Origin of the sequence: Paenibacillus sp. 1A_MP2, assembly GCF_052244825.1 — a bacterium.
Classification (GTDB): domain Bacteria; phylum Bacillota; class Bacilli; order Paenibacillales; family Paenibacillaceae; genus Paenibacillus; species Paenibacillus vandeheii.
Genome location: NZ_JBQQCS010000001.1, coordinates 3142716 through 3165026, shown reverse-complemented (window position 1 = coordinate 3165026; position 22311 = coordinate 3142716). Strand labels below are relative to the sequence as shown.

Genomic DNA, 22311 nt, shown 5'->3' with positions numbered 1-22311 from the left:
TTTATTCCTCCACTCCACCTCTATTGACGACTGTACAGTGATGTGCCAGCAAAAATTGATCCAGATCGTGATCCTTTGCACCGTCCGTCCCGTGCATCTCTTCATAGAAAAGCGCAATTTCCCTGCCATTCGCATAATTAAAGCGTAAATACCCACCCTTAGAGACCATAAACAGCTTACATGTGTACTCATTTTCAAGCACTGCATCCCACTTGAATTTGCTCTTACACAACTCAGCCAGTGCTTTCATAGAGTCTTCGCGCTCGACGTTAACCAAGTGGTAGAACGTATGGTTTCGCAGCTCATTCCAGGGTTCAAAATACGCTGGGGCCAGCGGTTTATCCTGATGGTAATATCGGCAATAGATCCGGTCCAGGGTCTCTCCAAAGTCAGCTTCTGAGCACGACCACAAGATTATAGACTCATCATGACGCGGGAGCCATAGCAGTCCCTTCACATCTGGATGAATCGCCAGGAAATCACCATCCACCGAACTGCCGATACTGATACACTCCTTAAGCTGCTCCTGTGTGACTGGCGTATCCTCCGTGTGCATCCAAAAATCATATTCAGCAAAAGGTTTTAGTACCTCCTGATCCGGCCGCTGCACATTCATCCAGCCTGTGTATGTCCCTTCCCCGTATTGTTCCAGCCATTGGCGATAAGACACAGGCAACGCGATCAAATGCTGCTCTTCAAAATGATCCAGTTCCTTAGCGGGTACGGGCTTTAACGCATGAGATACAATATACATTCACGACATCTCCCTACGATCGTTTCGTTCAATTCACGACAGTTCATTCAATCGATCAGCAATTCAATCAGGCTAAGCCAGTTCTTCCTGTACAATTTCGGTCACTACACCCTTGCGGTTTATAATGCTAATGGCAAATGCATCATAACCGTCACGTTTCACCTGCTCAAAATCCATACTCTCTCCCGTAATCAATTCGTAGGTTCCGTCTTCGTCCACATCTTCCCCGAACTCCTCATCCCATGGCACGTTATAAAAGGCAGTGAGCTGTACTTCAAAAATATCTTCTCCTTCGACGTCCAAATAGGGGCGTAGCGGCCTGTTATTAAGGTCTTCCTCCGGATATGTCTCACACAACATCGCATCATAACCGTGTTTGGCTGAATCGATAAGTAAGTAGCGTTCTCCAGTTACGGTGTGCTCCGCATATACGATGAGTGGTGTCGAATCCTGCCAGGTTATCAGATCATCATCGGTTAAGTCACCATAATAAAAAATATGGAACTTGTCATGTCCATCCCGTGCTTGCAACTTGCCTTTCCATTCCACTTCATGCGTCTGAACATCCGGTATTTCCCGAACCAACCCTTCCAAATATGTAGGTCCTTTATGTACACCAAACAAATTCATCATCTCGCCTCCGCTTTATTCATTCGAATGGTTACGACTTTATGTTCTTCATCCACATCCAGCTTCACATCCATGTCTAACTTATCATGGAACAAAGCCGTAACGTTGATATAAGGATCACGAGCAGCTTCACTGCCCCCATTGCTGGAACGGCTCATTCCCTGATGAATAATCGATTGTACCAGCTGTCCATCCCCTTTTCCGGTATTTGGATAAGTATAAATCACCTCTTTGTCCCGATTATAAAAATTCAACACCGTTTTATAATCTTTGGCATTGGTATATTGCTTTTCGGTTTTTACATATTCGTTTTCCGTGGATTGATAGCGGATCGTCCCAGCCAGATAGGGATTGTCTTCACTGGGTTTAATATCAAACTCCTGATAAGCGATGTGATAAAGGTATTGGATATGATTCATATCTACACGATAATATAACTGCCTGTTGTCTTCCTCCTTATCCATGGCAGCGAAACTGTTGATGAGCGGCCAGGCTTCATAGGATCTCCCATTCACATCGACAGCAAGAGCATAGTCAGAGAGTACCTTCTCTTTTTGAAACACACCATACGTCTGTAAAATGAAATAAGCCGGAATAAGTAACATGCCTATAATTACTGCAAATATAGTAACCTTTATACGAAATTTCATGATCATCCTCCTTAGCGACCCCTGTTCTACCGGTTCATCCTGTCGTGTGCTGAAGTTTGGTCAACGTGCGGACAACCAGCTCTCTGTTCTTGGCGTTCTTGATATACGCAGGGATGGTATGGGAAGCCTTCTTCAAAGGTATATTTGGCGAAGAACAGCGTAGAAGCTGTATTTATAAGCCCCTTCATCTTCGAAACGTTTCATTTTAATCCCTGCCTATCCCCTGTATGCTGGCCATCGCTAAAAGCAACCACTCAACATTTCCCAGTTGTTCTACCTAAAATTATATGTAACTCCAGTGCTTAGCACAAGGAAATGCAACGTAAAAAGGAGCACCTTACTCCAGATCATCATCTGGAAGGCACTCCTATTCACTATTCCAACCCACGCGATCAAATGTCAAGCAAAAGGGAGACAAGCAGTCCCATTGAAGCAATAAAACCTACGACGGGTCCCCCTTCTTCGAACGCTTCAGGCATCATCGTAGAGCAGATCATCGCAATGATGCCTCCTCCGGCAAATGCCCCAATAGCCGCGGCCATCTCATCGGGCAGCTGCTCCAGAAACAGATACCCTCCCAAGGCTGCAAGTGCAGAAATGATCAGTACGCCCAACCACAAGAGAATAATCCTGGAGCGGGAGTATTTATTGCGTTGCAGTCCAACCGTACTGGACAGACCCTCAGGAATATTACTGACAAAAATAGATACAACCAGCACCACACTAACACCATTTCCGGCGAGCAAACTGGCTCCCAGCATAATCAATTCGGGAATGGCATCCATGACCGTCCCTGCAAAAATGCCAAGTCCACTCTGGTTGGAATCTCCCTTCCCGGCGCTTGCCGAACGCTTGCGCCCTGCTCCCCCTTTACTGGAAATGAGCAAATCGAACATGGTGTACACGACCGCCCCTGCAGTAAATCCAATCGCGGTCGGCACAATCCCCCCATCATTCAGAGCGTCTCCAATCAGTTCAAATGCGGCCGCACCAATCAGGGTGCCAGTACCAAAAGCCATAATCCAGCCTATCACTCGTTTGGGAATCTTCAGAAATAGCGCAGCAAGTGCTCCAATGACAACAGCCGAGGCGGAGATGCCGCCCCACATGAATGCAGTCCACATCCGGGATGACCCCTCTCATGTTCATATATGATCTATCACTCCATTAACCGGAGCATACAGAACAAAAACAGGGTACATCACCAGGTGAATGGAATACAACGAAAAACCGCTAACACTAAACCATCATTTTACGTAGTGAAGATATATATCTTGAACGAATAATGAAGAAATAGAAGGTCTGCGCGAGCAGAAACGCACCAAACACGGTTAACACAGGCACCGTATATTCGGTAATACCGAATTCCTTCAAGAACGGTTTAACCACAACGAGGGTTTCGATGATCGAGATCAGAATCGGGAAGAAAAAGAGAATCGCAATCTGGATCGTGGATGATCGTTTCATCTCTTGAAAGCTAAGACCCATTTTCGAGAGAGAATGAACCATTTTCCCATCTGCTTCAAGATCCGTATGCAGTCTGAAATACAGAAAGCTGGCTGAGGAGATCGAGAAGATCAATCCGATGAAAATGCCCAGAAAGGTAAAGAGCGCCGTCGTCTGTCTGAATTCTTCAAAGTCAGCATATCGCGTCGTGAAAAAGCCGGAAAAGTCTTTATTATTAGAGCTATTTCTAATGATCTCATCCATGCCCTCCAGCCGATCGCTTACCATTGCTTCAGATGATTGCCGATCGGGCACGGTTTCCCCCAAGAAGGGATATGATAAAGGTATTTACCGGAAATTGCATCTTTGTCCATTTGTCCGGCAAGAGCATTAAACTCTTCATCATTTACAATAACTAGGGCTGATGCATATAAAAGCCCGTTGAATTCCGGTTCAATTTCAGTGTACTTAATATCGATTTTAGCAGGCTCTGATTTCGTATCCAGCGTTAACTGATCGCCCTTGGCATAGGCATGGAACCGTTCCTGTTGACGAGGCTTCTCCATATTACGGGAATCGATGAATATGCCGGTATGGGATGCAAGAGTATAAGACGGTTTGTTCTGGATTGCGTTGAACTGGTTGAAATCACTCAAAGGCATCACACTGATTCCATTGCCATCCGCACTTGTCCAAAAGTATTCCAGATAAGCATCCTGGTATGGAAGACCGGCAGCATCAAGTACCTCGTTGACAGGAGCCATGTTCGGCTCTTCCGATGCGTTGTACACGTTATAACGAATTGGAAAATGATTGTCTCTAAATACTTGTCGATTCTGCTGATCCAGCGACAAAATGACAACTGCACTCATGGAAGCAATCGCAATGACCACCGTTACCATAAACAGCATACGTGCATTATCTTTTATTTTGTAACTCATCTCCGATATCCACAGCAAGCGTGTCCCATGCCATACCCGTTTCCTATTACGCTTCAACAGCCGTATGGTGAGCACAGAGAGCTGCGAGTAGAAGAAATATGTTCCCGCAATGCCTGTCACAGCAGCGATCAGAATGCTTTTACTCGACAAACTGCTGTATAGAGCAATGAATCCCGTAGCCAGGAAAGCCAGCCCAAGAATAGAGAACACCCAAGAAGCTTTGGGTTCTTTTTTGGGCTTGCTCGTTCCGGTTAACAGCTCAAGCGCCCGCTTATTCCCGATAAAGAAAAGTGTGAACAGTGAAATGCAAAAGAACAATAATAAAAAGGCAATTACCGTTATCAACATCGCTTTTACAGGAAAATAAAAAGGCAAATCATCCATACCGATAAATCGGGTGGTTAACATCAGAAACAGCTTGGACAATAACATGCCTCCACCGATCCCGGCTATAATGGATAGAAATCCGATAAACATATTCTCCAAAATGACCAGTCTTCGAATCTGTCCGGCTCCGCGCCCAAAATGGTCAGTATACCGAATTCCTTATTCCGTGATTTCAGAAATGCACTAATGGAATACATAACGAAGAAGATCGCGAACACATAGACGATGACCGAAGCGACCTGCATTCCCGCTGCCGTAGTTTTGCCAATCGGTAATTTCTCAACATACGGATGATAGATGAACATGGCATACGCGAAGAAGATCATGACCATGAATACACTACTTAGAAAAAAGGCAATGTATGCTCGCCCGTTTCGGCGAATGTTGTTAAAGGCGAACTGAGGAAAGCTCATGCGAATTCCCTCCCCAGAACGATAATGTATCAATAATTCGTTGGAAGAACGTCTGACGATTATCTCCGCGATGCACTTCCGCTGCGAGCTTGCCATCCTTGATAAATACAATCCGATGGCAATAACTTGCGGCAAGCGGATCATGTGTGACCAGCATAATGGTTGTTTTCTCTTCTTGGTTAATCTGTTCAAGCGATTCCATTACCGCTTGGGATGAAGTCGAGTCCAGCGCACCTGTCGGTTCATCGGCAAGTACAATCGATGGCATATTAATCATAGCTCTGGCAATGGCTGTACGCTGCCGTTGTCCACCCGAGATCTCATAGACACGTTTATCCAGAATATGATCGATTCCAAGCTGAGCCGTAATCCGATGGAGTCTGCTCTCCATCTCCTTCAGCTTGACCTTGTCCAGCGTTAATGGCAGTACTATATTTTCAGCAACGGTCAAGGTATCGAGCAGATTGAAATCCTGAAATACAAACCCGAGTTCCCGACGTCGGAACATGGCGAGTTCTTTCTTTTTCATATCAAACGGATTCATGCCATTAATTAGCACTTTGCCTGAGCTTGGCTCATCAATGGTCGAAACCATATTGAGCAAAGTCGTTTTCCCACTGCCCGATGGTCCCATAATTCCTACAAATTCACCCTGCTTGATGGTCAGATGAATATCACTAAGGGCTTGAGTCTGCACTTTGCCCTGATACACTTTGTTAAGTGCCGAAACTTGCAACATTTCCATAGGTGTTTCCCCTCCAACTGAACGATCTGTGTTTTTCATATCCTTATCCTAAACGACCTCCCACAACCCTGCTATCGATTTACCTTAAACTTTCCTTACACAGCGTTTAAGGTTATGTTCCCATTCTATGAAGAAATCCTATATCCATAAAAAAAGCACCTCGCCCATGGGCAAAGCGCCTCTATTTCCGATTCATCCAGCTGAATCTGACCAATGTTCCTTCATCCGGTTTGGAGAACAATTCAATCTGATTACCTAGACGTGAACTGATCTCACGGACCAGATACAGTCCCATACCCGTAGATTCATGATACTGTCTTCCCCGCTCTCCTGTGAAGTAAGGATTGAACACGCGATGAATATCTTCAGCTGAGATGCCGATCCCCTGATCCTGAATATCCAATACGATTCGCTCTTCCTCCATATAGGCGGTAATTATGACTTTTTTACCCGCTTTGCTGGCTGAGTAGTTGACGGCATTGGTCAAAATCTGGGTAAACATGAACCGCAGCCACTTGGAGTCACTATAGACTTGAAGGTTGTTGTCCATTCGGAAATCCGGCGTAATTCCCCTGCGAATAAACAGACGACGATTCTCAGCGATGCTGCTTCGAACCACCTCCGGTAGAGACAGAAGTTCCACACGGAAATCCCCCTCGAACTGTTCCAGGCGTGAAGAATGAAGTACCATTTCCAACCCTTTGCGCATTTTATCCAGTTCATCCTGAATGCTGCCAGCAGTTGTATCCTCCACATCTTCCAGGGTCAACTGTATGATCGATAATGGGGTCTTCATTTGATGGACCCAACGGTTCATAAACACAACCTGCTGCTCATTGTGACTGCGCAATTGACCGATTTCATTCTGACGGTTACGCTCCAGTTCATGCATCAATTCCTGTAATGCTTCTGCCACAGGAGCGCTTCCAAGCGATTGGAAAGGCTCCTGTACCAGCCGTTGTGGATACTGGAGCACACGGTAATATGGGTGGAGCTGGAAATAACGCACGGTCAGATATACGATTAATACCACTGTACTGAGCAATATGCCATAAAGAACGATCCTCATGGGCCGCTCTTCACCTGAGAGCCAATATACACATGGGACCAGCAGCAATTGCAGCAAATAAAATCCGATGAGGGGCAGCTGATCCCTTAAGAACAGTTTCATTGTCGATCCTCCTGGGAAGCTGACTCCAGATCAAGCAACCGATAACCCGCTCCGCGAACCGTTTCCAGAATCTCTTCAGCCCCCAGATCTTTCAGCTTGCGGCGAACACGTGTAATGTACACATTCAACGTATTATCATCAATAAAATGCTGATCTTCCCACATCAGTTCGAGCAAACGTTCCCGGCTAACTACCCGCCCTGCTTTGGCCATCAGTGCTTCGACCAACACGGATTCCTTCTGTGCCAGCTCCATGGAACGCCCCCCGTACTCCAACACATATCTTTCGGGGTACAGTATCATAGAGCCGTTTTTCACTTTCATCTCTGGTTGTACAGCTGCATACATCCCGTACGCCCTACGCAGGTGACTACGAACTTTAGCAAGAACTACTTCATATTGAAAAGGTTTAGTAATATAATCATCCGCCCCATGCTCCAGCGCCATAACCTGATCCATGCCACTATCACGAGCCGAAATAAATAGAATGGGACATATGGAATGCGAGCGGATCTGTCTGCACCAGTAATAGCCGTCAAACTGAGGCAGATTTACATCCATCAACACCAAATCCGGACCGATCTGTACAAATTCATCCAGTACATGACGGAAATCAGTTACGATCTGCACTTGAAAACCATTCCGAATCAAATATGCCGCCAACAATCCTGCGAGCTTAGCATCATCTTCAACCAACAATATCGATTGCATCGTCAATCCTCTTTCCGTTCCCTGACATATCTTCTACATCTAGATTACCATTCTAGTCGGAAACGGTTTGGAAATAAAGGTCAGACGACCAGCCGTCCACGCTTCTCCGCCAAACCAATGGTGGCTTCCACCCCGGAATTAAATTCGAGAAAGTCCTGTTCTACCCCGTCACTAAAAATAACGCCATCCTCTGGCATTTGGGAGACCATGTGCAAAGGCTGTTTCGGATGAATCTGTCCAAACACCAGATTGGCCGCAGTCGTCCGGCTGGGGAAGGGCTCACGTACTGTAAAATACAGATAAGGCGCGTCCCAACCGAAGTGATTCAAGCCGCTCATGCTTCCCTGTTCAGATACGGTCCCAGGGCTACGTTCTTCTGAATAATCTTTCCCTTTAGGCTCCGGACCTGGATGAAAGCTCCTGCTGTCTTTATCGGTGGTGAAAGCTTCATCCGATTGGATGTGCTGCCACGCTTCCGAGCCCACAACCCCGGCAGCACCTGCGAGTACACTTTTGAACCAGCCCGTCGATCCCATTCCGGTAGATACAATCACCCCGCTGGAAGATTGTTGTTCTACCGATGAACCGATACGAACTTCATAACGAGCAGATACATGCGTCTTTCGGCCAATGAACAGATCATTGACACCATACAGATACTGCCCATCATTCAGCTCCACTTTGGCCAGAGTCACCTCTTTCAGAGTCCGACGTTTACGAATAACATCGGGAATAATGAAGCTCAGATCCTCCACCGTAAATGGCAGCAATACCCCATCCCAACGCATTGGATCAGGATTTACACCAATAAGCGGCTGCTCGGTCACATACTTGAGCGTATTGGCAACCAGACCGTCCTGTCCGACGACGACCACAATGTCCTGTGCTCCAAAAATAAAGTTGGGCACATGTTCCCGATCAATGGTCTGAACCCGACCCAGTTGGCTGAGCTGCTGCTGGGCCTGATGCACGGAATGATGATAACGTCTATCTTCCTCCAGGTAATCACTGAAGTCCGCCCCAGACGTTCAATATAGAACTGGGCTTGTTGAACCGTATTATAACGAACCACTAATTCTTCCAGCCTTGTTCTGCGTTTGACTAAAATCAGCTTGTATTCGGTCATAGGTTCACTTCCCGCAGTGTGTGCAGCTTCAGTCTGGTTTGCCTTCCCAAGTCTCATCGTGCCCGACCTCCCTGCTCTCTTGTCGGTGGATTCATCAATCCTTGCAGCAGATCCGGCGAGATGTTAAGCTGTCCAATTTTCCCGCATTCTCAGCCAGCTCCTGGAATGCAAGAGCAATCAGTTTATCCGAGTTCATACCCATGTTGGCCATCGCCTGTAACACGCTAGGTTCCACATGCTGTAACGAATTCATCACGGCAGCAATTTCATAGGCTTTGGCATCCGCTTCGGCATTCTGATTGGCGATCGTCAATTCAATGAGCTGCTGCTTCCGTTCCTCCATCGCCGTATTGAATTGCAGCTGTTCCTGTTCCATCTCATTTTGTTTCTGTTTCACCGAACGTTCGGCATGCAATTGCGTTTCACGAATCTGCTGTTTCTTCGTCTCAACGGCAATTTCCGTGTTCAGTTCGTTTTCCTTCACTTTACGCTCCTGTTCAATGGATGCATTGCGACGTACATACAATGCTTCGTCGGCCTGACGCAAAATCTCTTCCCGTGCTTGTGCTTCCAGTGCACGCATGGTCTCTTTATTAGGCAAAATGGCGAGAATGGATAGACTCATCAGCTCTACGCCCAATTTCTCCAGTTCCTCACTCTGTACCACTTCCCGTTTCATGCTGCTGGCCAGTCGTTCACTCGATTGAATGGCTTCCTTCAGAGGCATTTGCTCCAGCTGTTTTTTGGTCAGCACCTTGGCGGTCGTAATCACACGTTGATCCAACTTGCCAGGATCGTCGGAGATATACCTGTTCTTGCGCAAATTGTACGTGTAATTCAAGCTTTGGGTGATTTTCATATAATCAACAATACGATAGCTCAGTTGACCCTGAACCGTAACCGTCTGATAATCCGCCGTAATCTCTTCGAACATAAAGGGTACATCCACAGAAGATACAGGCAACACCACAACCGACGTTGTCGGCTCATAGTAGTAAAAGGACAAACCCACACCTTGACGCTGCACCTGACCATTTTTCACTTTCATTACATATTCACTGGGTTGAAACTTCACGAATCGGAATCCAAACATCGCTCATTCCCCATTTCTTAATATTGTCATTATGATATTATCGAAATGATAACAAACAGATCCGATATTGTCAATATGACATTAACAACTTTTTTGCTTTTGACATCAAAAAAGACCTCCCCCGGGCAGAAGCCTTAAGGAAGGTCGATTTTCTCTGAATATAGTCTGTAATGATAATCTCATAATGGGATATGGGGTTAGCTTAATAATAGAAGTAAGCAGCTAAGCAACTTGTTATTTATTTATTTATTTTGTTCAGCGCTCTTCGTGATCAGATCAACAAACAAATCAATCTGGGCTGTAATAGCGATCGGATCATATCGATAGAATGTGTCAAAATCATTCTCGAAGAATCGGTGATTCTTCACGGCATCCAGACCGTTCCATACTTTGGACTGTTTGAATTCCTTCAGCGCTTCACCTTTTTTCTCTGGATCATACACCGTCATGAACATGTAATCGGTAGCGTATTCGGGCAGAACTTCCAGCGAAAGCTGCACGGTCTGATTGTCTTTGCTCACCTTGCTCGGCATTTTCAGCTTCAAAGCATTATATACGACTTGTCCACCCCGGCCTGCGTTGTCCCCAAAGATCCATAGATCCCCTTTGTCCGTCAACTCGTATAACCCAACGGTTGTATTCTCGTCCACAATGCCTTTTAGCTTCTCGCGTCCTTCTGCTGCCTTTTTCTCATAATCGGCAATAAACGCCTCCGCCTGCTCCGGTTGACCAATCAAATCACCAAACAGCTCGACTGTCTGGTAGATATCTGTTGCTGTGCCGTAAGGGATATGCACGGTTGGTGCAATCTTTGACAGTTCCTCGTAGTTATCATCGTACATCACGACGATCAAGTCAGGCTGTAATTCCAGCGTCTTTTCCACGTTCACCGGATAACCCACATCTGTGGTGTCTTTGAGCTTGTCCTTAATGAACGGATTATCAAAGGCACTTGGCTCCACACCAATCAGGTTACCGCCTACAGACAGAATTTCGCCCCGTAGTAGTCGGTCACGATGCGCTTCGGATGTGCAGGAATGGTAACCGTCCCTTTATCCGTCTCATAATCACGTGTTTCACTTTCCGTTGATTCGTTCTGAGCTGTATCGGCTCCAGCGGATTCTTGCTTCTCAGTCGTCTGCCCTGATTCGCTCCCCGTTTCATTACTGGTTGTACCGGTATTTCCGCAGCCCGCAAGAACAAGCGTAAATACAATGAATAACGTGCAAATGTACAGAATCGATTTGGATTTAAAAATAAACATGACGGCCTCCTATAATTCAACGCTTATTATGATAATGGTAATCATTATCATTTGAATCATAGCAGAATAGGCTAAGAACTGTCCACCATTTTAATGGTATACATAAACATAGAGACCGAGCCAGAAAGACCCGATCCCTATATCATGTGCGCACTAGAATGAATAGATCTGTTCCATCATTCTGGCTACAGCGACTGCACCCTGTGCACGGTTCGCATGCTGTTTAGGCGCAAATGTACCATCTGCCATACCTTTAAGCACGCCTTGCTCCTGCATCGCTGCAACAGCTTGTTTTGCATATGCAGCGATAGCTGCGTCGTCATGAAATCCTGCACTGCTGGACGACGAATCAACGACTGCACTGGCGTCCTGCTTCATGACCTGTATAGCACGGTTTAACATCACTGCCATGTCCTCACGCGAAATACGTTCATTCGCTCCAAATGATCCGTCCGCTCTGCCTTGTACTATTCCCATCTCCAGACCAAGGCGTACGGAATCCGAGTACCACTGATTACTCGTCACATCCATTGGAGCTGAAGTGGATGTATCCGGCAAGCGTGATTCGCCAATGCCCTTAATAATCATTTGCAAAAATTGTGCTCGTGTCAGTTCTGCTTGCGGACTGAATTTGGTATCTGTCATGCCTGAAATGATTCCTTTGCCATACAGATTCTGCACCTCTTTTATGGCCCAGGAGTAAGATTGCAGATCATTTAAAGGCACCTGTACTTCAGTAATCACAAAACGGCCTGATTGAAGCGGCTTGAAAGCCAGACTGTTGGTCGTTTCATCATATTGGGTAAAGGTTACTGGTTTCATTTCACCATTTGGCAAAAGGGATTGGATAACCAGCACAACGTCTTCTGCATTTGAATATTGCACATTCGACATCGTCATTTCAATGGCTCGATCTGTCCACTGCAACGGCTGCCCTTTCAACAGTAGATCCACACTGACCACGTTGCGGTTACCGATAGCTTTCTTTTGCGCTTCAGACAGATTAGCGGTGGAGTCTTCTGCCAGAATGACATCCATTGTAGCCACATCTTCGCTACGGATATCCTTCAGTGAACTTAGTGGGATGCGAACAGAAGTCTGTTTCATCGTCAGCTCCAGCGACTGTAATGCCTCAGTACGTGCCCATTCTTGAAGTAGGTTGGCATTTAGCTGGAAGGTTACAGCTTTGGAATCCTTGGGAACATCTGCAATCAACGTTAGCTTTTTGCTCCCTGCTGCCATTCCTTGAATCAATTGAGACAACTGTTTCATATCAGGTTGGATCACATATGTGCCCGATCCCGTACTTGTACCTTTGAAAGTAATGGAACCACTTTCTCCTGAATTGCCCGTTTCAACAGATGGCGTTACAGAAGAATTGCCTGGATTCTGATTCTGCGATGATCCAGGCGTGGAAGGCTGCGCAGGTTGACCGGGCTGGGACGGCTGACCCGGGGACGACTCTTGCAATACAAGCTGGCTAACTGCTTCCTTCAATGCGGTATCCGCGCCACTAATTTCCTGTGCACTGGCTTCTGCATCATTAATGAGCAAGCGGGCCAACGACAATGCCTGTGCAAACACATTCCAGCTTACAGCTGTATATTCACTTTGACGCAGCTTCGCAGCGGAATTCACTGTTGTCTCCAGGGCAGATTTGTCCGCCGGGAACACCCCGTACGCTTCAAAATCCATAAAGCCTACCCACTCAGAACCTGCTGTTATAGTAAGACGAATATAACGCGCCTCCGTGCCTGCAGGCAGGATATGTCTTGGATTGGTCGATACTACTACATCACTTGTCGTATCTACGACTTTGACAAAGTTCTCATTGTCATTGGATACTTCGATCTTGTATTTAATCCCCCCGCTCCACATGGACATTTCCAGCTTGCGGATCACGGCTGTCGCTCCCAGATCCACTTGCCACCAACTTCCTACACTTCTATCCGTTCCCCATGAAGTATTCGGATTGCTGTCGATTGCACCCCCAGGCGAGTTGGCTTCTCCACCACCTGTACCTGCACTACTTGATGCAGTAGCTGTTTTGCCTGTTGTTAATGCTTCCAGTAAAATAAGGTTGTTATTTGCTTTTTGAAGCGTAGCCAAAGCCTCTTGCACCTCGGTCTGATTGGCATCCTGCTTGTCTCTCACCTTGATTGCCGATAGCAATGCTGCTTTCAGGTTTGCCCAGCTTCGCTGTGTATAGGACGATTCGGTCAGTTGTTGTGTTTCACCAATGAATTGTGTCAACTCGGTTTTGTCCACATCGGATAAACCCTGGATTGCTGCTTCCACTTGTTTTGCTGATGTATTCACCTCGGTCTGGGTTGATCTTGGATCTGCCATTACCTGCTCTGCCCGAACAAGAGCCTTGGTCAATACAGCCCATGTTGCAGCAGACCAGTCTGTTTCCTTGTATGTTTTGGCTTCTCCAATGATCGCCTCAAGAGCGTTCCGGTTCGCAGGTATAACGTCGAGCTGCTGCATAACCGCATGAAGATTGGTCGCCGCAGCATCCGTATCCTGTTGTGTCACACCACCTGATGTATAAGCCAGCTTGTAAACATTCTCTGCTGCTGCAATGGCAGGAGCTAATGCGGGCCAGCTTTCAGGTGTGAAATCGCTGGATTCAAGTGACTGTGCACGTGTAATGGCTGCCGACAGCTCTTTCCGATCTGCGGGCAGAATGTCGAGTCCACGTTTGTACACATCCAGCGATGGCAGGGCACGACCTTCATACGAGTAACCGCCATTCGCCGGGTATTCGTCATAATCGAACATGGCGTGATTCTCCCATGCGTCTCCCTCGGAAGCGATCCAGCCTACATCGGCCGCAATCCATGCAGGCTCCCAATAGAAGAAACCCGCTCCCTTCTGATTCGGAACTTGAGAAATCATGTCCATGATGCCTGCAATCGCATCATATTGTCCCTGTACGGTTGCCGGGAAGGTAGCACCTCCCACATTCAGCGTTTCCGGGTTGCCAATAATGTTGCCGTGCGCGTCCCCGTTTTTATACGAGAATGGATATGACGTCTCGGCAATAATGACTTCTTTTCCATATTTCGCGGATACCTCATTCATCGTTTTGCGCACATCTGCGAATGTTCCGTGCCAGAAGGGATAATAGGAAAGACCGATAATATCGTACTGCAGTCCCTTATCCTCCAATTCGCCGAAATACCAGTCAAATGTATCTGCTTTCCCACCTTCTGCCAGATGGATCATAATTTGAACCTGTTCTCCGTCTTGGACTGCGCGAACGCCATCCACTCCACTCTTAAGCAATGCCACGTTTTCATCAAAATTGACTTTACTATTCAATCCGTTTAACACACCGCTGTTGATTTCGTTACCGATCTGTACCATGTCGGGCATGGCGCCCGCATCCTTCATTTCACCTACCACTTCACGCGTGTATTCATACACCGCCGTCTTCAGTTCTTCGAACGAGAGGTTTTCCCAAGCCTTGGGACGAAGCTGTTGACCCGGATGTGCCCACTCATCGGAATAATGGAAATCCAGCAGGATCTTCATGCCTTTCTCTTTACCCGCTGAGCAAGACGAATCACATCGTCCTTGTCGTTGTATCCATTCGATTTCTGTGGATCATTCCACAGACGAAGCCGAACATAGTTCACACCACGGTCTTTGAGAATATCGAGCAGATCGCGTTCTGCCCCATTACTATCCAGATAGTAGCCTCCATTATCCTCAATGGCTGTTAACGTGGAAATATCCACCCCTCTGACAAAATCACTGCGATAGCCTTCCACCGTAACGGTAGCTACCGGTTGAAGGGGAGCTCCATAGACATCACCTGTAACGGTAAAGCTACGTGCTGAAGCATACTGTGATGGTTCAATTACCTCCCATTTGACAGGGACAAGGCCCGATTTACCGTTCTGGTAATATGCCGTGACTTCAGTAGGCAAAACAGGCGCGCTCCGGCTTACGGTAGATACGTTGACTGCATCGTAACTTTTGATATCTGCCGGGTCACGTACCTCTTTCTCGCCCCAGATTTGCAGCTCGGAAATGCCAGGCCACCAGTCAGTACCCGCATAATAAGGAATCGTGACCTTTACGTACTGAACTGCGTCCGCCTGAAAATCCAGATTGGCTACACTCTGGGGCGTTTCGTTAGTCGTTTGATCCGCTACCGAAGTCCAGGTATTTCCATCCTCCGAAACTTCAACCAAAAACTTCACCACCTCGTTTGCATCCTTCCACGTTATTTCCGCGCCGGAAAGATGGTATGAAGCTCCCAGATCGACCGTCAACCAGTGCGGTTGATCCACTGAAGTAGGAGTGTTCGCACTCCATTTCGTATTGTCTTTGCCATCCACTGCGTTCTCTTTATTGCCCCCCCACTGCAGATCCTCCGAGTTAACTGTTACCGTCTTGCCCAGTGCAACGTTTACCTTCGCTGCTGCCGCTGGTCGAGCCATCAGACCCAGATCACAGAACAACATCAGTAATACGAGACAGCCGCTTATGTATCTTTTGTGCATGCTTAATCTCCCCCTTATCGTGTTTGGTTCAAGTTAAACAATGAATGTTGTAAATCATTATCATTGTAAGCGCTTTACAATAAACGAGGACACGGTATTATCCCAAGGAAACAGCAGTTATTTTAACAGATTGATTGGTAATTCCTTGCTCAACGCGGATCGATTCCCATTCTTAACATAAAAAATCTGTCCCCTCCACCACACCGGCGGATTGGAACAGATTCGGGTCTTGTAGTTCAAATGCTTATTTGCTGAGCTTCAGTTCCAGTTGTACCTGAATGTCATTTTCAGTAGAAAGAACTACCGAATGTGGATTTTCCATACCAAAATCTTCAAAGGTAACCATCGTTGTGGCGGACAACAGCACCTGGTCATTTTCATAAGCGGCTTTTACGTCAAATGTAGCCTCTTTCTCAATCCCTTTTACCGTAAGGGTTCCGTTCATCTTAAAATCCACTGTCTGGCCTGCAGGCCATTCCATTGGCACACCTTCAAATGAGGTAGCGGTAAATGTAGCTTGTGGATAGGTGGAAACATCGAAGAAATCAGCTTCTTTCACATGTGCATCCCGCTCGCTATTACCTGAATCAATGGCACTCATCTCAATCTGTCCATCCGCTTTCATCTGGGAAGCATCGTCTACATTAAGGGTCAGGTTACCGCTGACCTGCTCGTCCGCAAAATTAACCGTCTCCCGGGATGTCGTTACCGAGAAATATACTTTCGAACCTTCGCTGATGCTCCAGTCTCCATTCAATTGCCCTGCTGCGGCTGTTTCGTTGGATACGCTTGTGCCACTGTCCGATCCTGCTCCCGTTGTGGACGCGGCGGTGCTGACAGGAAGCACCTGCTCAATCTCGACGTTGTTGCCCAGGTAACTGTTCGCGACATAATAACCTCCGCCCCCAAGAATGACGATTGCTGCCGCACCTGAGATCATCCATGTTTTTGCCTTTTTGTTCATCTCTATTCTCCTCCAATGGGTAACTGTATAAGTTGGTTATGTATCAGCATCTTAACAGCCCAATGTGTCAGGATGACGTCAAGAAATGACGTACAACGCATTTTTTCTGAAAATAATTGCCTCATTGGCATTGTGCTTCCGCTCATGTAAAATCAGTACACAAGCTTCTGAAGTGAAAGGAGACACCTTCTCGAAATCCATACTCATCGTCGAAGACGAGCAGGCGATTGCCCGAGTGCTGGCTGCCTATCTTCGAAAAGCGGGATTCGACGTTCGTCATGCAGCGGATGGGCCGACTGCTCTAACTCTATTTGATTCGGATGTTCCTTCCCTGGTCTTGCTGGATGTGATGCTGCCTGGAATGGACGGTTGGGATCTGCTGCGAATGATTCGTGAAAAAAGTGCTTGTCCCGTCATCATGCTAACCGCACTGGATGATATTCAGGACCGTCTGAACGGTCTGAATGCCGGTGCTGACGATTATATGAGCAAACCCTTTGTGCCTGAGGAGGTCGTAGCCCGCGTCAATGCTGTACTTCGCCGCAATCCACACTGGACAGCTGGTGGTGAAGGCAAACGTTATTTTGGCAATCTGGTTATTGATCTGGCTGCCAAACAGGTACTTTTGAACGGAGCAGAGGTTGCCCTGACACCACGAGATTTGTCCCTGCTCCTGTTCCTGTCAGAATATCCTAACCGAACATTTACACGGGATCATCTCATTGAACAGGTCTGGGGCATGGACTATGACGGAAGTGACCGGGCTGTGGACCTGTCGATCAAACGGCTGCGTCAGGCACTATCCCACTGGTTGCCGGAAACAGGAGAAATTCGGACTTTACGGGGAATGGGGTATCAATTTTGGATCGCCAACTAAAAGGAAATACGCCAAAACGTAAAACATCCATTCTGTCCTACTGGACGCTTCGATATTTTCTAATCCTATTCATCGGTTTCACCATTATTGTTGTAGGGGCACTCTACTGGATCAGAACCACCTCCATTGAGAAAGGTCTCAAAACGGCCCAACTGCTGGGACTGGAAATCGCCGAGAAGGTAGCTGGAGCCGAGAATAAAATTCATGTCCCTCCGGATCTCGACAGGCTGGTGGACAAGCGTACCAAACTTTTCAATACGGACAATTACTTTTGTATTATGGTGCTGGACAATAATAACCAATTAATTTATTCCAAACCGAAAATGACGCAGCAGGATGTGTATAACCGATTATCAGACGATATGGGTGAACCCCGAAACAAAAAATTTGCCGGGGTGACGGTTAACGTCACGGATGACGATCAAACGCTCGGTAAAGTGTGGGTCATGCAATCCAAAAAGTCCATTGCATACAATCCGGAAACGATGCTGGTGGTGTGCATCCTGTTCGTTGCATTAATCCTGTGTGGTTGGTTTACGATCTACCTCCTGTCCCGCAAGCTCTCCAGGCCTATTCGCCAAGTCGCTCATGCCGCAGAGCAGATCCGAAACGGTAATTATGAAGTCAATTTGGATCTGAACACACGGGAACGGGAGATGAATGAACTCGTTGAATCCTTTCGCGAAATGTCCATTCGTTTGCAGCAGTTGGAGGAATGGCGCGCCCTGTCGCTTGCTGGGGTAACCCATGAAATGAAGACACCGGTAACTTCCATTAAAGGACTTGTAATGGCTGTTCGGGATGATATCGTCAGTCCCGAAGAAGCAAAGGAATTTCTGGACATTGCACTCAAAGAATCCGAACGGATGGAACGCATGGTCGCTGACCTGCTTGATTATAATGCGATGAGCGCAGGAAGTGTTGCTGTTCGCCGGGAACGTATAGATCTGAATTTGCTGGTGGGTGAGATTGTCTATCAGTGGAAAATCGCTTATGAGGACAAGTCTCCCGAGATCGAATTGCATATACCTCCGGGTACGCTTTATACCATCGGTGATGCACTTCGGATTCAGCAGATCATGGTCAACCTGCTCAATAACGGGCTCCAAGCCGCAGCTTCCGACCAAGCTGCCGTCTTTCATATCCGTTTGCGTGCGGAGGCGGACAAGCTGTTTGTTGATGTACAGGATAACGGTACGGGTATCTCCAAAGAAGATCAACCCAAGATCTTCGAACGTTTCTATCGTGGCGAGATTAAAAAACGCCGTACCCGCGGGCTAGGTTTGGGACTGACCTATAGCCGCCTGCTTGCTCGAGCCCAAGGAGGGGATTTAAACCTGATTTCCAGCAGTCCCGAGGGCAGTTTGTTCACCTTAGCCTTGCCACGTTGGTCGGGTCCGGAAAAACCAGAGATAGAACCACTTTACCGGGCAACGGCAAATGCGTAGCACCACGATACACATGTCATAAGCGAGCTTTCTTCAGATGCCAAAGAACCAAAGGCAGATAACTAATGTAACACACTGAAATATCAAATAGCCCGGCATTCCTTCATGGGAACCGGGCTATTCGATATGTGATGACAGTAACTGATATTCATATAAACAACTATGTGGTCAGTACACGCGGCATATATTCTGCATATGCGTCATCAATGAGTTGCTCATGCAACGGGCTACTCGCAATGATCGCTTTCCGTTTTGCTTTTAAGACAATCTGCTCTACATCCGCATAACTGCATCCTGTGAGGCGTTCACACGTGTAATCTTCCATTTGGCTCTCCTGTTCAAACTGCCCCATCAGCTTACTGATATATAATCTTCGGCTCGATTCATCCGGCATCCCGTAGGTCATTTTGGTATCAAATCGCCGCCATATCGCCTGATCTAGCTGTGTCTCCAGATTGGTCGCGGCAACAAGAATGCTATCTCCTTCGAATTCGTCCAGGCATTGCAGCAGTGTATTAACAACACGAGCCATTTCTTTAACCTCATCATTGCTTTCACGTGTACGCCCAACGGCATCAAATTCATCAAGGAACAGCACACAGGGGTTAACCCGTGCATATTCAAACAATTTACGAACATTGCTTCCCGTTTCCCCAAGATGGCTGTGAATAATAGCATCGAGCCTTACAAGAACCAGCGGAAGCTGAAGTCGGTGTGCAAGATGGAAGGCAGTTAATGTTTTGCCTGTACCCGGAGGACCAAACATTACCATTTTGTTCGGCATTGGTACATCGTGCTCTGCAAACTGCTCTTTCATACCGAGAATGGTAATAAACTCTTCAACCACTCGTTCATTATCTGCGGAGAATACAATATGCTTTGCCTTTCGTCCGCACTCTTTCGGTGAATAAAAAGCGGCCATATCGATGCCCTTTGCACGTGGAATCCGGTTTATATGGTTCGTTTTGCTCATCGTTGATCGTTCTCCTTCTTCTATGTTTCAGGGGGTCATCCCAAATTAAACCCTATCAATTCATTCTCATTCCTGCTTAATACATATTTTAACACTTATTTTAATCGTAATTTTTACTATTAAATCATAACACATGGCGGCCGAATTGCAAAGTTATCATGGCTCGTCCATCATTGTTTTGGCAAGGTCGTCCAATTTGTTGCTTACAGCAGAAAAATTTGCTATTCTAAATATGCATCGTTGTGTATAACGCAAAAAAGCCCTCCATTTACGTGAGAGAGCACAAAATTTTTCCAGATTTACAAGCGGCAACTTGTCATTTCCGGATGTTCTTTATACCAACGAATGTAATCCAATCGAATTGAGGTTAACAATCATGGCAAAAGACGTATTATGTGAGGTTAATTCCTGTCGTCACTGGGCTCAAGAAAACAAATGCAATGCTTCTTCAATCTACATCGTGAGTCACAGTTCCAAAAAAGTAAGCGAATCCGCTGAAACGGATTGCAAAACATTTGAAGTAAAATAAGAAGAAATTCATATTGTACAAGTTAAAGGAGCCTTCGCGGTTCCTTTTTCTTTTGCTATTGTAACAAGAATGATAATTATTATCAAGCTCTTTTCTGCAAAATCTGAACTCCCCTCTCTTCATGCACATTGGACTGACTATTGACGTACACTACGAGAGCAGTCAAACTGCCCATGAACGAATAGATCATTGAGGTGAGTAACGATGCCCGTAAAAAGTGGCAAACAGTATATTGAACGTATCGATGCCCAGACTGTCCCCTGCTGGTACAAAGGGGAGCTTGTTACCGGAAAACGTTCTGAACATTTTGCGTTTGCAGGTTTGATGGATACACAAGCCAAACTGTATGATCTTCAGTCCGATCCAAATTTTATTGACACAATGACTTATGCGTCCCCAGCTGATGGAAAACCCGTAGGCATATCCTTTTTGCCACCAACCAGCGTGGATGATCTGCGCAGACGTCGAGAAGCAATGAGCATCTGGTCAGGAACACATCATGGGTTTCTGGGACGATCACCCGACTATATGAACACAGCGATCATGGCCTTTTATACCGGAGCAGCTATTCTTGAAGAAGCATCACCACAATACGCCGAAAATTTGAAAAACTACTATGCCTACTGCCGGGATAATGACATTACCCTCTCCCATGCTTTCATTCAGCCTCATGCCAGTAAAATTTCAGGACAGTTGGATGCGACCGAAGATTCCATTGCTGCAAAAGTGGTGGATCGCACTGAAGAAGGTCTGATCATCAATGGTGCATTCATGATGGCGACTCAGGCCGCCACGTCAGACGAAATACTGGTGTATCCTTCCCCTTCACCAGCACCGTTCGACGATGAAAATCCGTTTTCATTTGCCTTTGCTGTACCGAATCACCTGCCCGGTATCAGTCTCATCTGTCGGGATACCTACGCAGCCGAATCCAATTTCAACTATCCACTCAGCTCCAGATATGAAGAGATGGACAACATCGTCATTTTTGATCATGTGCTTGTTCCTCATGAGCGAATATTTTTCGCTGGTAATGAAGAAGTGTCCGGTCGGCTTTTTAGCGGTAGCAATTTTCACATTCACGCGGGACATCAGGTCATATGCCGATATATTGCCAAAACGGAATTTGTTCTGGGTACCATTCAGTTACTCACGGATACGCTTGACCAGGTAGCCGAAACTCATGTGATAGAGAAAACAGCCAGAGTACTTACCGGTCTTGAAACGTTAAAAGCACTGGCTCTGGCAGCAGAAGCCGGTGCTATAACAGATGGACGGGGATTTATTGTACCTGCCCCCAAACCATTAATGGCAGCAAACCTTTTGTTCCCCAAGCTGTATCCTGAGATGATTGAAATCCTGCAGCTCTTAGGTTCCAGCGGCGTAATTATGGTGCCTCAGGAAGAAGAATTCCGCTCTGATATCGCGCCGCACCTGGATATCTACCTAAGAGGAACCGATATGGTATCCCAGGAACGCACCGCATTGTTCCGCCTGATCTGGGAGCTTGGAGCAGGATCATTTGGAGGCAGACAGACCCAGTTCGAACGATTCTTTTTTGGCAACACAATCACCGTGTCGAACCGGATGTATTCAGCATACTCTGCAGATCAATCGTATCGTCAGCTCGTTCGTAATTTTATTTCCAAGACCGGCAAATAAGAATGAGGGAG

The 22311-nt window shown here is 46.6% G+C and carries 19 protein-coding genes and 3 pseudogenes; 4 read left to right on the top strand and 18 right to left on the bottom strand.

The genetic code is table 11. The annotated features are described in order from the left end of the window. Position 1: 1 nt before the first annotated feature. The 17 genes and pseudogenes from ACTWJ7_RS15555 to ACTWJ7_RS15475 form a co-directional block, all read right to left on the bottom strand. Positions 2 to 754: an SMI1/KNR4 family protein gene (locus ACTWJ7_RS15555; protein WP_301877445.1), complete on the bottom strand. Its 753-nt coding sequence runs from the start codon at positions 752 to 754 to the stop codon at positions 2 to 4. 72 nt (positions 755 to 826) lie between these two features. Beyond that, positions 827 to 1384, bottom strand: a complete 558-nt coding sequence (locus ACTWJ7_RS15550; RefSeq protein WP_443146381.1) for a hypothetical protein — start codon at positions 1382 to 1384, stop codon at positions 827 to 829. Then, positions 1384 to 2034 carry a hypothetical protein gene (locus ACTWJ7_RS15545; protein ID WP_301877448.1) on the bottom strand — a complete coding sequence of 217 codons (651 nt, stop codon included), beginning with the start codon at positions 2032 to 2034 and terminating at the stop codon, positions 1384 to 1386. Before ACTWJ7_RS15545 ends, ACTWJ7_RS15550 begins: the two co-directional genes overlap by 1 nt. 392 nt (positions 2035 to 2426) lie before the next feature. After that, complete coding sequence (locus ACTWJ7_RS15540; protein ID WP_443145601.1) at positions 2427 to 3158, bottom strand: ZIP family metal transporter; 732 nt, start codon at positions 3156 to 3158, stop codon at positions 2427 to 2429. A gap of 115 nt (positions 3159 to 3273) precedes the next feature. Beyond that, a complete protein-coding gene (locus tag ACTWJ7_RS15535; protein WP_443145600.1) occupies positions 3274 to 3795 on the bottom strand; it encodes a hypothetical protein in 522 nt (173 codons plus the stop codon). Then, entirely contained in the window at positions 3762 to 4898 is a 1137-nt protein-coding gene (locus ACTWJ7_RS15530) for an ABC transporter permease (RefSeq protein WP_443145599.1), read from the bottom strand. The genes ACTWJ7_RS15535 and ACTWJ7_RS15530 overlap by 34 nt, the downstream gene beginning before the upstream one ends. Continuing rightward, the gene (locus ACTWJ7_RS15525) at positions 4871 to 5221 is read right to left on the bottom strand and encodes a hypothetical protein (protein WP_443145598.1); all 351 of its coding nucleotides are present in this window, start codon (positions 5219 to 5221) and stop codon (positions 4871 to 4873) included. The genes ACTWJ7_RS15530 and ACTWJ7_RS15525 overlap by 28 nt, the downstream gene beginning before the upstream one ends. Continuing rightward, complete coding sequence (locus tag ACTWJ7_RS15520) at positions 5196 to 5966, bottom strand: ABC transporter ATP-binding protein (protein ID WP_079349336.1); 771 nt, start codon at positions 5964 to 5966, stop codon at positions 5196 to 5198. Before ACTWJ7_RS15520 ends, ACTWJ7_RS15525 begins: the two co-directional genes overlap by 26 nt. Before the next feature lie 181 nt (positions 5967 to 6147). Next, on the bottom strand, positions 6148 to 7137 hold the full coding sequence (locus ACTWJ7_RS15515) for a sensor histidine kinase (RefSeq protein WP_301877453.1): 990 nt from the start codon (positions 7135 to 7137) through the stop codon (positions 6148 to 6150). Continuing rightward, the gene (locus ACTWJ7_RS15510) at positions 7134 to 7847 is read right to left on the bottom strand and encodes a response regulator transcription factor (protein WP_301877454.1); all 714 of its coding nucleotides are present in this window, start codon (positions 7845 to 7847) and stop codon (positions 7134 to 7136) included. The genes ACTWJ7_RS15515 and ACTWJ7_RS15510 overlap by 4 nt, the downstream gene beginning before the upstream one ends. 80 nt (positions 7848 to 7927) lie before the next feature. After that, the gene (locus ACTWJ7_RS15505) at positions 7928 to 8722 is read right to left on the bottom strand and encodes a sugar kinase (protein WP_443145597.1); all 795 of its coding nucleotides are present in this window, start codon (positions 8720 to 8722) and stop codon (positions 7928 to 7930) included. After that, complete coding sequence (locus ACTWJ7_RS15500; RefSeq protein WP_443145596.1) at positions 8671 to 9030, bottom strand: hypothetical protein; 360 nt, start codon at positions 9028 to 9030, stop codon at positions 8671 to 8673. The genes ACTWJ7_RS15505 and ACTWJ7_RS15500 overlap by 52 nt, the downstream gene beginning before the upstream one ends. Further along, positions 9027 to 10066: pseudogene (locus ACTWJ7_RS15495) on the bottom strand (SPFH domain-containing protein). Before ACTWJ7_RS15495 ends, ACTWJ7_RS15500 begins: the two are co-directional and overlap by 4 nt. A 242-nt stretch (positions 10067 to 10308) precedes the next feature. Next, positions 10309 to 11324, bottom strand: a pseudogene (locus ACTWJ7_RS15490) (iron-hydroxamate ABC transporter substrate-binding protein). Positions 11325 to 11483: 159 nt separating this feature from the next. Further along, entirely contained in the window at positions 11484 to 11918 is a 435-nt protein-coding gene (locus tag ACTWJ7_RS15485) for an S-layer homology domain-containing protein (RefSeq protein WP_443146380.1), read from the bottom strand. Positions 11919 to 11936: 18 nt separating this feature from the next. Continuing rightward, positions 11937 to 15784 (bottom strand): annotated as a pseudogene (locus ACTWJ7_RS15480) (glycosyl hydrolase 53 family protein); the annotation flags it as partial. 307 nt (positions 15785 to 16091) lie between these two features. Further along, a complete protein-coding gene (locus tag ACTWJ7_RS15475; protein ID WP_301877460.1) occupies positions 16092 to 16811 on the bottom strand; it encodes a YceI family protein in 720 nt (239 codons plus the stop codon). Positions 16812 to 16896: 85 nt separating this feature from the next. Here ACTWJ7_RS15475 and ACTWJ7_RS15470 point away from each other — a divergent pair, with 85 nt between their 5' ends. Beyond that, positions 16897 to 17688: a response regulator transcription factor gene (locus tag ACTWJ7_RS15470; RefSeq protein ID WP_301877461.1), complete on the top strand. Its 792-nt coding sequence runs from the start codon at positions 16897 to 16899 to the stop codon at positions 17686 to 17688. Then, the gene (locus tag ACTWJ7_RS15465; protein ID WP_301877462.1) at positions 17673 to 19136 is read left to right on the top strand and encodes a sensor histidine kinase; all 1464 of its coding nucleotides are present in this window, start codon (positions 17673 to 17675) and stop codon (positions 19134 to 19136) included. The genes ACTWJ7_RS15470 and ACTWJ7_RS15465 overlap by 16 nt, the downstream gene beginning before the upstream one ends. Before the next feature lie 160 nt (positions 19137 to 19296). Here the strand turns inward: ACTWJ7_RS15465 and ACTWJ7_RS15460 are convergent, their stop codons facing one another. Beyond that, positions 19297 to 20109 carry an AAA family ATPase gene (locus ACTWJ7_RS15460; protein ID WP_301877463.1) on the bottom strand — a complete coding sequence of 271 codons (813 nt, stop codon included), beginning with the start codon at positions 20107 to 20109 and terminating at the stop codon, positions 19297 to 19299. Positions 20110 to 20485: 376 nt separating this feature from the next. Between ACTWJ7_RS15460 and ACTWJ7_RS15455 the strand changes: the two genes are divergently transcribed. Further along, positions 20486 to 20638 (top strand): DUF1540 domain-containing protein, encoded by a 153-nt coding sequence (locus tag ACTWJ7_RS15455; protein WP_072733378.1) that lies wholly within the window; start codon positions 20486 to 20488, stop codon positions 20636 to 20638. Between the two features lie 204 nt (positions 20639 to 20842). Further along, positions 20843 to 22300: a 4-hydroxyphenylacetate 3-hydroxylase family protein gene (locus tag ACTWJ7_RS15450; protein WP_301877466.1), complete on the top strand. Its 1458-nt coding sequence runs from the start codon at positions 20843 to 20845 to the stop codon at positions 22298 to 22300. Positions 22301 to 22311 lie beyond the last annotated feature (11 nt).